This window comes from Paenarthrobacter sp. PAE-2 (assembly GCF_026013155.1).
In the GTDB taxonomy this organism is placed as follows: Bacteria; Actinomycetota; Actinomycetes; order Actinomycetales; family Micrococcaceae; genus Arthrobacter; species Arthrobacter ureafaciens.
Genome location: NZ_JAPDNV010000017.1, coordinates 64682 through 79012, shown reverse-complemented (window position 1 = coordinate 79012; position 14331 = coordinate 64682). Strand labels below are relative to the sequence as shown.

Here is a 14331-nt window from a genome sequence, read left to right as displayed (position 1 = left end):
TCTGTTGGTGGACACCTGAAGTAGCGGGATCCTGGGATTCTGCGGGAAGGTGTTCCTTGTGAGCACGACACGACGTATATTCACTCCGGAGTATCGGCGGGAGGCTGCCCGGCTGGTGATTGATACTGGCAGGCCGGTCGCGCCGGTCGCGCCGGTGGCTCGGGAGCTGGGGCTGGGTGAGCAGGTGCTGGGCCGGTGGGTGGCTCAGGAGCGGACCCACTGGGCAGCTCCTGATCGTGCTGCGGTCTAGGCCTTGTCTTTGGCCCACCACAGAAATTCGGACGCGTGCTGTTGGTGCCGGAAGCCATCGCCGAGAAGGGCAAGCAACAAGTCATTGCTCCATAGGATGAGGCGTCCAATGGTCCAGTCGACTCTCTCGGGGTCGGGCAGTTCGATACCCCAGAGGGAGCGTGCAATCTCCCGCTTTCCTGCTTCTCCGGTGTACTTGAGGATCGTCAGGTACCGGTCGGGATAGATGATGCAGAGGACCTTCGTGAGGAGTGACTCCTTGAAGCCCTTCATTCCGTAGGGCGTTGTGTCGTTGATTAGGGCCGTGAGGCGGTCCTCCAGATCCACCGGCGATGTGCCCCGAAGCAGATACTCGACCGCTTTGCGGACCCTTGCTGCGCCGGCGTCGGGACCCATTTCGTTCCATGCTTCATTGAAGACGGACATGTTCCCCGGGTTCGCGCCGACATTTGAGTTGGCGAAGTCCTTGAGATCCTGTGGGTCTGCTTTTAGCAGGCCTCCGGCGCTGAACAACTGCTGGTATTTGGCCCAGTAAGGGGCGACGTTGGGTACAGGCTCGGGTTCGCGGCTGAGAAACTCGGACTTGAGTTCGTTGGCACGAGTGAGCTTTTCGGGATCGACGTCTCCTGGTTTGGGAAACTTCTTTTTGATCTCGTCCAAGGTCGGCAGTTGGATCTTTTGACGCGCAGGTTCACCTCGGAGCCATTCGTGTTCGCAGGATGTGCACCCGAGCTTCTTCTGCGTTCCGGTCAGTCGCTCAACCAGCTTGACGTGCTCGTCTGTCTGACAGATTGAGCACTCGATGAGATCAATAGCCAAGCGACTTACCTTTCGAAGATGCCAATTACCTGGGAGCGACCCAACAATAGCAGCCCCATGTGACCATGGTTCGCCACGTACTCTTAGCAGGACGAGGCCTTCGAATATGGTGGGGGCATGGACGCAATACTCGAGCGACGTGCTGTCGGAGACATCGAAGGGTCATTCTTTGTTCCCGCCTATCAACGCGGCTATCGATGGGGGACCGAAGAAGTGGGGCGCTTGCTCGACGACATTTGGGCGAGCAACGGCGACTCTTATTACCTGCAGCCAATCGTCGTGAAGCCGATGTCGGATGGTAGATGGGAATTGATCGACGGTCAGCAGAGGTTGACCTCTTTGTTCCTGATATTTCAATATATGCAGAGCGAGGGCCTCCAGAACTCCGGGGCCGGATTCACGATCGAGTATGAGACACGAAGCGGAAGCGCGGACTTCCTGAGCAAGCCGACGGAATCGCGCAGACGGGAGAACATTGACTTCCATCACATATTCGTCGCCTACGCGCATATCAGTCAGTGGTTTGATCAGTATGGGCACCGCAAGCAGTGGGCCGCGAATCGGTTCTACGATTACCTTTTCGAGTCAGTCCGAGTGATTTGGTATGAAGCTGCGAAGGAACTTGATTCCATCGCGCTCTTCACGCGTTTGAACGTCGGGCGGATCCCACTCTCGGACGCCGAGCTCGTTAAGGCTCAATTGCTTGCTAAACTCCAGCATCGTCCGGGCTTCTCTGACCGCAGCGAGCAGACGGCAGCTCAGTGGGACCAGTTCGAACGTGAACTACGGGTACCTGAGGTCTGGTCCTTCGTGACCACGCGTCCTGAAGATGAACCAACGCGGATTAGCCTTATCTTGGATGCCCTTGCGGATCGTCGCGGAGGCACGCCGTTCGACGGGCACCGGCCCCGGTACTACACGTTCGAGACGCTTCGGCCAATGATCGACGATGACCCTCAAGCATTCTGGGACGAAGTGGTTAAGCTGCACTCGCTCATCATCGGCTGGTACGAGGATCGTGACATCTTCCACAAGGTTGGGTACCTTGTGGCGTCCCGAAAACATACATTCGCGAGCCTTCTTCACGCAGTGTCGGGGCTGACTCGGCCAGCACTCCAGGCCGTGCTTGATGAACTCATTGCCAAGCATTTGAACCTCAACGCCGACGAAGTCGCTGACCTCGACTACCAGAAGTCGGGTTCGAAATGCTCGGACGTTCTCCTCCTGATGAACGTGGAGACAGTCCGTCGGCGTGCCGACTCCACGGAGCATTACTCGTTCCATGCGCACTCCCGCGGTGTTTGGTCGCTCGAACACATCCACGCGCAGAACGCACTGGACCTCAAACGCGACACTAAAGTCTGGACCGAATGGCTCAGGCTGCACCGCGACGCTATCAGCGACGTCCCGGGCGTCGAGGAGGGCCTTCGTAGGAACCTCCTGGCCGGAATCGATGAGGTCCTAGCGGCGATCGCTGACCCTCGAATCGTCGCGGTGGGTACCCAGTTCGATCGGATCAAAGCCTTGGTCGAAATGGCGCTTACTGAAGGAAACGCTGACGACGAAGGTGTGCATAGGATTTCCAACCTTGCATTGCTTGCAAGCGGTGATAACAGTGCCTTGTCGAACTCGACATTCGAGGTGAAGCGCAGGGAGATCATTGGTCGTGACAAAACAGGTTCCTACATCCCCCCTTGCACCCGCAACGTTTTCCTGAAGTACTACACCGACGCCGATGACCAACAGATTCATTTCTGGGGGGTTCAGGACCGAGCTTCGTATTTGCACGCAATTCTCTTAGCAGTTCAGCCGTATCTGAGACGAGACGCCGAGTACAACGAAGAGGAGTTTGTCGCGTGAGGGGACACAAGACGACGTTTGCCGGGATGTTCGGCCATGCAACGGGAGAAATGCCTGGCGTCGCGCGAATCGAAATTCCCCTCATCCAGCGAGACTATGCGCAAGGTAGACTTGGGCCCCTTGTCGAGGCGATTCGCCATGATTTCCTTGACGCCGTCATTGAGGCGGTTGACGGTGACGACCCACTGGATCTCGATTTCGTTTACGGCGAGATAGAGAACTCGACGCTCAAGCCGTTGGACGGTCAGCAGCGGCTTACCACGCTCTTCCTCCTTCACTGGTACGTAGCGGCGCGAACCGATCGGCTGGAGGATGCGGAAGGAATTCTTAAGCTGACGTATGCAACGCGTCCGACAGCGGAGCTGTTCTGTCGTCAATTGGTAAATCCGGAGCATTCACTGACCGACGACTTCGCCACACCATCTGAATGGATCACCAACCAGTCCTGGTATCTCCATGCATGGCGGCACGATCCGACAGTCCAAGCGATGCTCGTCATGTTGGACGCCATCCATGACCGTCTCGGCCAGGGGTATCTGGATCTCGAGAAGGTATGGTCGCGTCTGGTCGACAAGGACCGGCAGGTCGTTTCGTTTTACTTTCTCCCTATCGATGACATGCCGTCTGGGGATGAGCTGTACATCAAAATGAACTCGCGCGGGAAACCGCTGACTAACTTCGAAAACTTTAAGGCTCGATTCGAGAAGCTACTAGCCGACGGGACCGACGCGGAGAGGTTCGACCGCATCATCCACAAGATTGATGGCTCTTGGACTGACGTCTTGTGGCAGTTCGACGGCGGCGACGACATCATCGACGATGAATTTCTTCGATACTTCGAGTTCCTTGTCGAACTGTGCGAGTGGCGGGATGGTGAGACAATGCAAGGCGCGACCCTGCTTGAGCGCACGGAACGCGCTTTCGGATCCGCGAATCCACGCCGTGAACCAAATTTGGACTTCTTGGAACACGCGTTCGACACCTGGGTGGGTGTAGAAGACATCGGAGCTGTGTTCGCGAGCGTGTTCACCGAGTCTGATAACGCATACATGGCGGCCGATCAGGAAAAGATCCCACTGTTCGACACCACCGACATCAACTTGTTTGCGGCCTGTATACGTCGGTACGGCATGAAACGGGGGCGGAACCGTCAATTCTCTTTGGCGGAGACGCTTTTCCTTCTCGCAGTGCTTGTCCATCGGCAGTACCAGACGGAGGATTTCGCGAAGCGGATTCGCGTTCTGCGTAACCTCATCGACTTGGCTGATGATGAGGTCCGTGAAGCTCGAATGACTGACCTCGTTCTAGGTGTCGAGCTTTTAATCAAAGGCGGGCCGCTCGAGCAGCTTAGGGGCTTCAACCCGGATAGAGTTCGTGACGAGCAGGCAAAGCAAGCGTTTTACGGTACCGATGTCGAGATAGTGATCCAGCGTCTTGAAGACCATCCGCTTCTCCGCGGTCGAGTCTTCGCGTTCGATCTGGAACCCGCACTGCTTCCTGCGCGCGCTGATGCATTCGAACGTGTTACCGAAACGCCTGTGTGGGAATTCTTCGCTGCCGCACTGCTCGCTAAAGGCGACTATGGCTTCGACCTCGGCAACGGGCGAGTCAGACAATTCGGAACACGTACAGCGAAACAGGCGTCCCGATGGCGGGAAGTGTTCGCGCACTCGGGTCGTGGGAGAAATGCTGAACTGCGTTCTGCACTAGCTGCTCTGCTTGACGAAGTATCGGCCTCCCAAATGTCAACGCTCAGCAGCCTGAAGCGGGTCGCCGCTGATTTTGTTACTTCCCGTCGTGCATCGGGCAGGCTTGACTGGCGCTATTACATGGTCGCTTACCCAGAAATGCGTGAAGGCGACACCGGGATTTACTACGGCGAACACCGACCAACTCGAGGGATCTGGGGCTACTCGATGTGTATGCTCCGCACTGCCTCCCTGACGGGAAGCGCCAATTACCGTGACCCCTACCTATTGGCGATTTACCGTGCCAGCGGCGTCGAGGATCAGCTTATTGATCCCTGGTTCAAAGGTTACGAGACTGAGCCGCGGTGGCTGCAGCTCTCGCGGAGCGGTGGTGGCATCCGATGTGTCGAAGAAGGGTTTCAACTTGCAGCACCCCAGGACGCCGACGCCTCGAACCGCTTTCACGCTATTTGCCGGGAACACGGCGCAACAGATGAGGGGTTCCTCCCCATCCGCCAAATCGAGGTAGAGGGAGAACGGATCGACGGGCAGGATCGGATCGTCTTGGGTGCCGCGCTCATGCGGTCATTGGTCGGAGCGGGATTCTGAGCCCATGCCCGCCAAAATCGCCCATGCATTTGTTTGGAACCTGAGAGTTTATCTCCAACTATGTGATTTGACCTAGAATCGTCGGACCTCGTTAGCGCCGCCGAGGGAGTAATCGCGCTACTAAGGGCGTGCTGGGCGTCTCATCAATGGATCCATAGATGAAACAGCAGACACCGAGTGCCCGAGGGGGAGTGATCCGGACGCCGATGTGTCCCGTTGCTAATGGTGTGTACAGCGATCCAGCTAGAAGGTTAGAAGACGTAGTCACGAAAACCGCCAGCACATGCTCCTCGCCGCCGGAAGCCTCACACTCTGGTCCCACCGAACGTCCCAACAGCCGTTTATCCGCCCGCCCCGGGCGGGCTCGTGTGATATCCACGTTCCCCGTCCAGGTGTCGGTGGTCGCCATGTACTTCATGTAGCACGCATAGCGGTACCGGACCGTGGAGCCGAGGTCGTTCTGGGCCTCGACGAACCCGGTTGTGGTCCAGTCCCTTCCCGAGCCGGTGGTCTTCTCGCCACTGAACGCGGCCTTCGATGGCACCGTGAGCTGACCCATCACGCGGTCCAAGCAGTAGTAGGTCGCCTCGGATTGGCTGGGCAGGCGTTTGGCGTTTTCGTTGGCGATGTTGCCGAATACGACAAACAGCAGGACGGCAATGCCGATCCCGACGAAGGCCAGCCACTTACGGGGGATCCGCTTGGCCGGGTCCACCGGGGCGATGGCCTCCTCCCATCTCCGAATGGACCCATCCTGGTATCTGGGGGGCTCCTGCCATTCCCCGGTGCGCTTGTGGTGGGCGGCCTTGATAAACCTGTCGATAACTTCGTGGTCCCTATGGTCGAAGACATCATGGCTCGAGGGCACCCGCTCGCGGTGAACAATCTCGCCCTTGTCGTCGTGAATCCGCATCTGACGCTCGTTCGGTTGCCCAAGGCCGAGTGGCCCGGGCGAACCACGCTTCCCAAGAACGACAACGTTCCTGTACTCCATGATTCCCCCTGAGGATGCGAGCCATTGATAGTTCGATCATAGGTTTCGGGAGTCACTAGCCTCGAGATTTCATCAGGGGGTGTGACCGGGGTGCGTAACTTGATAAAGGATCCATTGATGGGACGGCTCATCTGAGGGTGGAGGCCATTCGCGTGGCTGGCCGTTTGGGGCCAGCCGCGTCCAAGCAAAGCGTCTCACTTCGTCAGTCTCGACAAGGCTGGGATTGTTCCTTTGATGAGGGCCAGAGTCACGCGCTGCCGTGAGCCGATAAGCGAACACATGTCGCGCGCTACATCAGTAGCGCTAAGGTGTCAGGTTGTGTTCTCAGGCTTCCCTGAGCATCTGTCAGTGACAGGGGATTTGGGCTCTACTCTGACGCTTCCCGGCCACCTGGCTGACGTCAGGTTGGGGTGTAGCTGAACCTGAAGTTCGGCGTGTCCGCCTGCAAGGTCTTTTCATCGCGTCGCGTTAGGCCAGTTGTGTGGAAGTGATTCCCAAGGTTCAGACAGCAAAGGGACTGCACTCACCCCCGGCGATCCGTCCTGATGTTCTTTTGCAGCACTTCGTCTGGCAGTCAGTCACTGCAGGGCTATCCCGTTCCCAACACTTGTAAAGCCCGTCCTGCTTCAATGAGGCGCAGGCGGCCCGAGAAGCTACAAGCTGCACCCGACGCTACCCTATGACCCCGAGCTCCTCGAGCTTTGCAAGCGCCACGCCGGCAAGGAATTGTGCGTGGTCGACCAGGACACCGTCGTCAAACACTGCCCGGGGCGAGTGCATGGGCGCCCACTCTGTGGGGTCAATATCCGGAGACCCTGCTCCGAGGTGCCCGTATGCTCCGGGGACCTCCACAAGGACTCGGGAGAAATCGTCAGAGCCGGTCCTAGGGGACGGACTCTGTACAAACCGCTGCTCTCCAAAGAAAGTGCGTGCAATCTTGCCCCAGAGTTCCGCGTCACTGTCGTGATTAACGGTCGGCGGCATTATTGGAGTGAACGTTGCCTCGGCTGTCAATCGATGAGCTGCCGCAAGTTGGCGGATAAGATCCGGCAACTCCTGTGCGAGCCGCGCTTCCACACTTTGGCTGAAAGACCGGACGCTGGCTCTGAATTCGGCCGATTCAGGTATGACATTAGAGGCGGAACCGCCATGGAATTGACCCACGGACAGTACAACGGGATCAAAAACGTTGAATCGCCGCGTGATGTAGGTCTGTAGCGCGCCCAGCATTTCGGCAGCAACCTGGATGGGGTCCAGAGCCTGGAAAGGACGAGAACCATGCCCTCCACGCCCGATAACTTTGACAGCCAGCTCGCCAAAGGCAGCCATGTAGGAGCCGGCACGGGTTGTGAACACGCCTGACGGGACGTCCGAAACGACATGCAGGGCGTAGGCCGCATCCGGTCCCCTGCCTGCTGCGCCAAGAACGCCTTCCTCCAGCATTATGCGCGCTCCGTCATGCCCTTCTTCCCCCGGTTGGAACATGAAAATGACGTCACCCGTCAGGCTCTCACGTACGGACGAGAGCAAGCGGGCAGCACCAATCAAGCCTGCCGTATGCAGGTCGTGGCCGCAGGCATGCATCGCTCCATTGGTCGAGGCAAAGGGCAATCCCGTCTTTTCTGCGACGGGAAGTGCGTCCATGTCACCTCTGAGCAGTACAGCTGGGCGGGCCCCGAGGGGGGCCCCGGTGGCACCTCCCCGTAATACCGCAACCACGGAGGAGGCTGCTTCTCCGAGGGTTACTTCGAGGTCGAGAGCATTGAGCGCTTCAAGGACCCGGGCCTGGGTGCGGGGCAGGTGCAGGCCAACCTCAGGGTCTGCATGCATTTCCCTGCGGAAATCAACCAAGTCGCTTCCGAAAGAAGGGATCACTGCTGTTGCGCCCTCAAGGAAACTCAGCGATGAAAAACGCCCCGCATCTGTCGTTGAAGTATCTGTCATTAAAGGACTCTCTCGTGTCGACCGTCCCCGACTCGCTCACATTCCTGAAGTCTGGGAAGACCCGCTTCTTGGCTGCGGGTCGCGGTTCCGGATTCTTTTGCTGGAAGCCCCGCCGGGGCTGGCTTTTGCTTGCTGGGGTCGGAAGCCTTTAGAGCGGGAGGTTTGCTTTGTCCACGCCAACGACCCGGTCGCCGGTGAAAAAGCGCACACCGTACTGGGAACCATGGCCTCCAATACCGCTGCTACCCCAGAAGCTTTGGCGGGAATTGCCGGCCAAGTCGCTCATGAAGGTGCCGTTGATGCGGACCTCACCGGCACGAATACGGGAGGCCACTTGCACCGCCCTAGATTCGTTGCCACCGAACACATAGCCGTCCAGACCGGTTGCGGGACCGTTTGCGTGGCTAAGGGCCTCCTCCACCGAGTGCACGGGATGTACGGTTACCAGCGGCCCGAAAAGCTCCTCCGTTGCAGCCTCGGCGGCACATCCGACGATCATCCCCGGGGCCATGAACCAGCCGTCAAGGTCGGGCAACTCGCAGCCAGTTACGAGCTTTCCCCCCAGCTCGAGGAGCCGATGCACTGAGGCTTTCAAACCATCACGCTGCCGCTGGAATGCCAAGGGGCCCACTTGCGTCGACTCATCCAAAGCGTTTCCGACCCGAAGCTTACTCAGTTCGGACCTCATAGCTTCAACGAAACTGTCGTGAATCGACTCGTCCACCAATATCTTGCCGGGCGCCTCACACCACTGGCCGTTGAGACGGGTCATGCCCTGCACGATGGACTGTGCCGCTGAGATGACATCGGCATCCTCCAGAATGATCACGGGATTGTTGGATCCGAGTTCCATCTGCATAACCGCCAGATTCGATGCCGCGGCCTGCGCGACTGTGCGGCCTGCGGAATCGCCACCAGTGAAGGAAAGAGCTTCGATCCGGGGGTCCGATGTCAGCAGTGCTCCTGTCTCCGAATTGCCATGAACGAGCTGAAACGCGGCGCTCGGGTAGTTCAGTTCCGTCATGGCAGACACGATCGCCTCGGCGAAGAGCTGGCAACCGCTGGGCGCGTTCTCGGAGGGTTTGAGGATGACGGGGCAACCGGCCGCCATGGCTGCGGCCACCTTGCCGACCACGGTGAACGTTGGGGCATTCCAAGGACCGACGATGAGGGCCGGGCCGAGGGGCTTGCGCAGGATGACCACAGACCTGTCATGGTCAAGTGTCTCCGATTCCCCAAGCTGTTCCGCTTCAGCAATAGTTCCACGGACTCTGTCTCCCAGTGCACCGGCAATCAGGCGGGTGGTCCGGATAGGGACTCCGGTGTTGATGCTGTCCTGGAGCGCGATTTCTTCGCTCTGGGCATCGAGAGTTGCAGCTACCTTCGTCAGGAGCTCAAGACGGTCCCGGAGTTTGATGTCTTCAAGCTTCCAGGACCTGTGCAGTGTCGCCGCTGCGGCGAGGGCGCGCTCAACATCAGTGTCGGCAGTCTTGCGCATCGGCTGCCGGGGTTCGCCGGTATTCGGGTCGGTGAGGTAGCGGTCCACTTCCTCGAGCTGCAGCCAGGTGCCATCGACAAAGGAGCGTTGCTCGACAAGGTCGGGGGCGATATCAGTCAGTTGTGCTAGTCCTTCAGCAGTCATTTTGGCTGGCTCCTCTGGTTTTCGTTTGTGATCCACGGGTGGTCCGGGTCAGAGTTTTAGTCGGTCATGGTCAGCACAACGCGGATGGTTGACGCTTCCGCCATCGATTCGAATCCCTCGTTGATGCGTTCGAAGGGGAGTTGCTTTGTAACCATTGCATCGAGGTCCAGCCGGTTGTTCAGGTAGTGGTCCGTGAACATGTCGACATCACTGAGGAACCGGTTCGCCCCCATGTAGGCGCCTTGCAGGTGTCGGTCTCCGTAGACGAGAGCATCCGCGGGGATCCGCAGTTCCGACCCAGTGGGCATGAGACCGAGAATGGTCGCGGTTCCGCCCGGGCTCAGGAGCGAAAAGGCGAGTTCGGCGGTCTGGCTGCGGCCCACCGCCTCGATTGCATGGCTAACACCTTGGGAAAGAAGCGACCGGACCTGGCTGAGTGTTTCCCTCGGATCAGGGGAGGCGGCAACAGTGTCCGTGGCGCCGAAGTTGCGGGCAAGTTCCAGCTTCGCCGGCGCGGCGTCGATAGCAATGATTCGTCGTGCGCCCGCCAACCTGGCACCTTGAATGGCCGCTATTCCGACACCGCCGCAACCGATCACGGCAACGGTGTCCTCTGGGCCTACCTTTGCGCCGTGAATGACCGCGCCGACTCCTGTGCTGATGCAGCAACCGAGAAGACATGCAACGTGGGCAGGCAGATCCGAACCAACGACTGCGACCGATGCCTCTTTCACGAGGAAGGCCTCTGCAAAGGCGCCGATACCACCGAGCGACTCAACGCTTGATCCATCAGGTGAAAGGAGCCTGGGCCGGGGCCGCTCACGCATCGAGTCGACTCGTTCGCACTGGGTCGGGCGCCCGCTGATGCAGCTGCGGCATGCCCCACAGGATGGCGTGACTGTTGCGACGACCCGGTCACCCGTCTTGACTCTCGTTACGGCGGAGCCGACGCGCTCGATAACGCCTGCGACTTCATGTCCGAGGACAGCCGGCAGGGAGATATCGAGTGAGCCTTTCAGGTAGTGCAGATCGCTATGGCAAAGACCCACGCGCTCGGTCCGGATGAGGACTTCATGGTCCTCCGGATCATCCAGCAGGAGCTCGCGGATCTGGAGAGGGGTTCCGGGCTTTTCCAGCACGGCGGCAAGAATCGGTGTAGTCATTTGGCTTCCTTGATGGTTGAGGCCCTTGGAGACGGTCGCTGCGACCATCTTCAGCCTTGGCTGAGTTTCAACTGTGTGTGGAGGGAACAGCCTCTACGACCACTATGTGCAAGGTGACCACCCCAGCCCATGAGGACCAGCAGGCTGGCCGGGATAAGAAGTCACTGTCCGATTCCGACGCGGGATCCGCTCCTGTTTCCAGCCACAGCCGACCACCTCCTAACGTGACGTTCCATGGCACGGAGGGCTTCCTCCAGCTTCGTTAGCAGTATTCGGGTCTCTTCCTCGGTGATCACCAAGGGCGGCGACAGTATCGCGGCGTTGTTCAGCGGAGCGATCCCGGCAGGATAGACAATGAGTCCTTGGGCCAGGCATTCCTGCACAAAGGTGGTGGCCGCTCCAAAGGCAGGATCGGGAGCCTCCCTGCTTTCCTGGTCCATAATGAACTCGAAGCCCCACAGCAGGCCGCGGCCCCGGACATCTGCCATACAGGGGTACCTTGCTGCCAGAGATAGCAGGCCGGCTTCCAGCTGCTTCCCACGCCGCCGAACGTTAGCGAGGACGTCCCTGCCTTCCATGAAGTCCAGGACCGCAAGACATGTGGCTGCCCCCAGGGGGTTCCCTGAAAAGGTGTGCCCGAACGGTGCGACGCCGCTGCCCTCCCTGAGCGCCTCGACAACATGGCTTCGCAGCAGGATGCCGGCAACAGGGTAATAACCGGCACTCAGTCCTTTGCCGATAAGAAGAAGGTCCGGCACGACGTTCTCGTGGGAACTCGCGAACCAGTCGCCCGTCCGCCCGATTCCCGTGATGACCTCATCAATGATCAGCAGCACGTTCAACCGGTCACAGATTTCGCGCAGTCGGGAGAGGTAGCCGGCCGGAGGTATCAGCACTCCGCCGGCGGCTCCTACGATTGGTTCGACGATGACTGCTGCAACCGTGTCAGGGTCCTCATCCCGAATGGCATCTTCGAAGGCTGTCGCAGCCCGCTGCGCGTATGCTTCTTCGGTTTCACCCGGCTGCCCGAAGCGATATGCGTAGGCGGGCGGGGCGAAGGAGAATGCATGCAATAAGGGCCCGTAGTCGGGGCGGCGCGCTGCGTGTCCGGACATGGAGAGGGCCCCCATGGTCATGCCGTGGTAGCTAATGTTCCTGCCGAGGACTTTGACTTTGCCAAGGATGCCTCTGTCCCGCCAGTAGCTGACCGCTGTCCGAATGGCGAACTCGGACGCCTCTGATCCACTGTTGACGAAGAAGGCCCAGTCAAGGTCGCCGGGGGCGAGGTCGGTGAGACGCCGCGCCAGGGCCTCTGCGGGCAGATTGGTGAACTGCGTCCGGTAAGTAAAGGCCACACGACGGCACTGCTTTTCCATCGCCTCTGCGACGTCTTCCACCCCGTGGCCGATGTTCGCAGTCATGGCTCCGCTGCAACCGTCCAGGTACTGCCGGCCGTCTGAGTCATACAAGTAGATTCCCTTGCCATGCGTAACTACCGGGTACGTCTTGTCAATGGTCTGCTTCAACAGATCGCTCATGGATATGGAAAACTCCTTTAGGGGTTTGGCAGTCTTTGCTGGCACTCCCATGTCGGCTTCAATGAGACAGACACGGCGGCAGAGCCTCCGATGCCTGCGTCGTCATTGGTGACATCACACGCACCGGAGGCGGGATGTGTTCAGCTCTTATTCCGCGGTGGCGGGGTTCCGGCTTTCTGCCGGTCGCGCTCTTGGCCGACGACGGCCGGCAGAAGCGCGGCGTAGGCATCAGGCCGCCTCGAACGCATCACCAGGGCGGTCACCAAACCTCCGGCAAACAGGGCTCCCATCACCGACAGCAGGATGCCTGCAGCGAGGTCACCGCCGACAAGTAGACCGAAGTTCTGCAGGACCAGGAAGACGATCCCACCGAGACCGGTCACCGCAAGAGCCGGGGCGAACAGCGTGGCCCAAAGCTTTCCTGTTGCCTTCCTCCTGAAGAACACCAGCACGGAAAATGACGTAAGAGCCATCAAAACCACCACGCCAAGTGTTGCTGAACCCGAGAACCAGGTGTAGGCCTCCGTCACCGGGTCAAGCCCAATCAGCGCCTCGACCCCAAGCAGGGCAATCGCCACGATCGAAACGGTTAAGGAGGCCTTTGACGGAGCGCGGTGGCGAGGATGGACGGTGCCAAGCCCTGCCGGCAGCACACCCTGCGATCCCAAGGTGAACAGGTAGCGGGTGAGTACGTTCTGGAACGTCAGAATGCACGCGAAGAGGCTGCTGATCAGGAAAACCTGAAGAAGCGTGGCAAGGATAGGCGAGACGTACTTGCCAGCCAGACCGACCACGATGCTGGTTGGATCGTCCGTTGCCACTTCGACGATCTGGCTGTCGCCAATGCCCGCCTGCATGGCCCATGCGGTGAAGGTGTAAAAAATGCCGACACCGAGGACAGCGATGTACGTTGCACGGGGAATGGTCCGGTCGGGGTCCCGCGCTTCGTTACGGAAAACAGCGGTCGCTTCAAAGCCGATAAATGAGAAGAAAGCAAACATTACGCCCAGCGGGGGTACACCTTCACCCAGGCGCGCGGGCGACAGCGAGTCGGCGCTCAACCCCTCTGCACCGCCATGCACCACCACACCAATATTTACTGCCAGCAGAACGACCGTTTCGATGACCAGAACCACGCCCAGCACCTTGGCGGAGAGCTCCACATCCCGGTAAGCAAGGGCACCGCAGATTGCCATCAGCACCAAACTGCACAGCCACCAGGGAAGATCCGGACCACCCAGATCACGGACAGTGGTCTGGGCCGCCGATCCCAGGTACGAACACAGCGCGAGAAACAGCAGCAGGTACGTGCCCAGGGCAAAGGTTGATGCACCGAGCCCCATGCCGCGGCCGAGACCCGTCTGAATGTACGAGTAGAAGGCCCCCGCGTTCTTCACATGGGGTGTCATTCGCGTGAAACCCACGGCGAACAAAAACAGGATCGCTGTTGCGATCAGGAAAAACAGCGGGCCGCCGGTTCCTTCCGAGGCAGACACCACCACAGGCCAGCCCGCCACGACAGCTGTCATCGGTGCGGCACCCGCGATGACCATGAATACGATGGACCCGACGCCGAGCCCGCGGCCCAGTAGTTTATCCGGGCTCAGGATTCCATTTGGTCCCGCATCCACCGGCTCAAATTCAACATTTTTAGTTGCCAATTCGTCCCTCCCGGACGTTAGAAGCTAGTTACCCGCGATGCTTTCGTCAGGGCAGGAAATGAGCAGCATCGCTAAGGTCCACTTTCAGGTCGTGGCCCCCTTGCCACACCTTCTGTGAACTGCGTTACAGCCTAGAGTTCCGCATGATCCGCCCTTGTGTCAGC

At 59.3% G+C, this 14331-nt stretch carries 9 protein-coding genes and 1 pseudogene; 3 read left to right on the top strand and 7 right to left on the bottom strand.

Features of this window, described 5'->3' with window-relative positions; genetic code table 11:
- Positions 1-49 precede the first annotated feature (49 nt).
- Positions 50-217, top strand: a pseudogene (locus tag OCL88_RS12460) (transposase); the annotation flags it as partial.
- Between the two features lie 29 nt (positions 218-246).
- On the opposite strand, the gene OCL88_RS12455 reads toward OCL88_RS12460, so the two are convergent.
- Positions 247-1068 carry a hypothetical protein gene (locus OCL88_RS12455; protein WP_243542960.1) on the bottom strand — a complete coding sequence of 274 codons (822 nt, stop codon included), beginning with the start codon at positions 1066-1068 and terminating at the stop codon, positions 247-249.
- A 117-nt stretch (positions 1069-1185) separates the two neighbouring features.
- On the opposite strand from OCL88_RS12455, the gene OCL88_RS12450 reads away from it, so the two are divergent.
- Together OCL88_RS12450 and OCL88_RS12445 are read left to right on the top strand one after the other, a co-directional pair.
- On the top strand, positions 1186-2928 hold the full coding sequence (locus tag OCL88_RS12450; protein WP_243542961.1) for a DUF262 domain-containing protein: 1743 nt from the start codon (positions 1186-1188) through the stop codon (positions 2926-2928).
- A complete protein-coding gene (locus OCL88_RS12445) occupies positions 2925-5225 on the top strand; it encodes a DUF262 domain-containing protein (RefSeq protein WP_264962718.1) in 2301 nt (766 codons plus the stop codon). The genes OCL88_RS12450 and OCL88_RS12445 overlap by 4 nt, the downstream gene beginning before the upstream one ends.
- Before the next feature lie 91 nt (positions 5226-5316).
- Here the strand turns inward: OCL88_RS12445 and OCL88_RS12440 are convergent, their stop codons facing one another.
- From OCL88_RS12440 to OCL88_RS12415, 6 genes are all read right to left on the bottom strand, one after another.
- On the bottom strand, positions 5317-6219 hold the full coding sequence (locus OCL88_RS12440; RefSeq protein WP_243542964.1) for a hypothetical protein: 903 nt from the start codon (positions 6217-6219) through the stop codon (positions 5317-5319).
- A 672-nt stretch (positions 6220-6891) separates the two neighbouring features.
- Positions 6892-8163, bottom strand: a complete 1272-nt coding sequence (locus OCL88_RS12435; RefSeq protein ID WP_243542965.1) for a M20 metallopeptidase family protein — start codon at positions 8161-8163, stop codon at positions 6892-6894.
- A gap of 148 nt (positions 8164-8311) precedes the next feature.
- On the bottom strand, positions 8312-9805 hold the full coding sequence (locus tag OCL88_RS12430; RefSeq protein WP_243542966.1) for an aldehyde dehydrogenase family protein: 1494 nt from the start codon (positions 9803-9805) through the stop codon (positions 8312-8314).
- Positions 9806-9861: 56 nt separating this feature from the next.
- Positions 9862-10968, bottom strand: coding sequence for a Zn-dependent alcohol dehydrogenase (locus OCL88_RS12425; protein ID WP_243542967.1), 1107 nt, complete (start codon positions 10966-10968; stop codon positions 9862-9864).
- A gap of 161 nt (positions 10969-11129) precedes the next feature.
- On the bottom strand, positions 11130-12506 hold the full coding sequence (locus OCL88_RS12420) for an aspartate aminotransferase family protein (RefSeq protein WP_166186469.1): 1377 nt from the start codon (positions 12504-12506) through the stop codon (positions 11130-11132).
- 140 nt (positions 12507-12646) lie between these two features.
- Positions 12647-14167: an APC family permease gene (locus OCL88_RS12415; protein ID WP_166186468.1), complete on the bottom strand. Its 1521-nt coding sequence runs from the start codon at positions 14165-14167 to the stop codon at positions 12647-12649.
- Between the last annotated feature and the right edge of the window lie 164 nt (positions 14168-14331).

Excerpts from the sequence above, each read along its gene's own strand:
- OCL88_RS12420 (WP_166186469.1), bottom strand. The coding sequence starts at position 12,506 with ATGAGCGATCTGTTGAAGCAGACCATTGACAAGACGTACCCGGTAGTT.
- OCL88_RS12435 (WP_243542965.1), bottom strand. The coding sequence starts at position 8,163 with ATGACAGATACTTCAACGACAGATGCGGGGCGTTTTTCATCGCTGAGT.
- OCL88_RS12450 (WP_243542961.1), top strand. The coding sequence starts at position 1,186 with ATGGACGCAATACTCGAGCGACGTGCTGTCGGAGACATCGAAGGGTCA.
- OCL88_RS12430 (WP_243542966.1), bottom strand. The coding sequence starts at position 9,805 with ATGACTGCTGAAGGACTAGCACAACTGACTGATATCGCCCCCGACCTT.
- OCL88_RS12425 (WP_243542967.1), bottom strand. The coding sequence starts at position 10,968 with ATGACTACACCGATTCTTGCCGCCGTGCTGGAAAAGCCCGGAACCCCT.
- OCL88_RS12440 (WP_243542964.1), bottom strand. The coding sequence starts at position 6,219 with ATGGAGTACAGGAACGTTGTCGTTCTTGGGAAGCGTGGTTCGCCCGGG.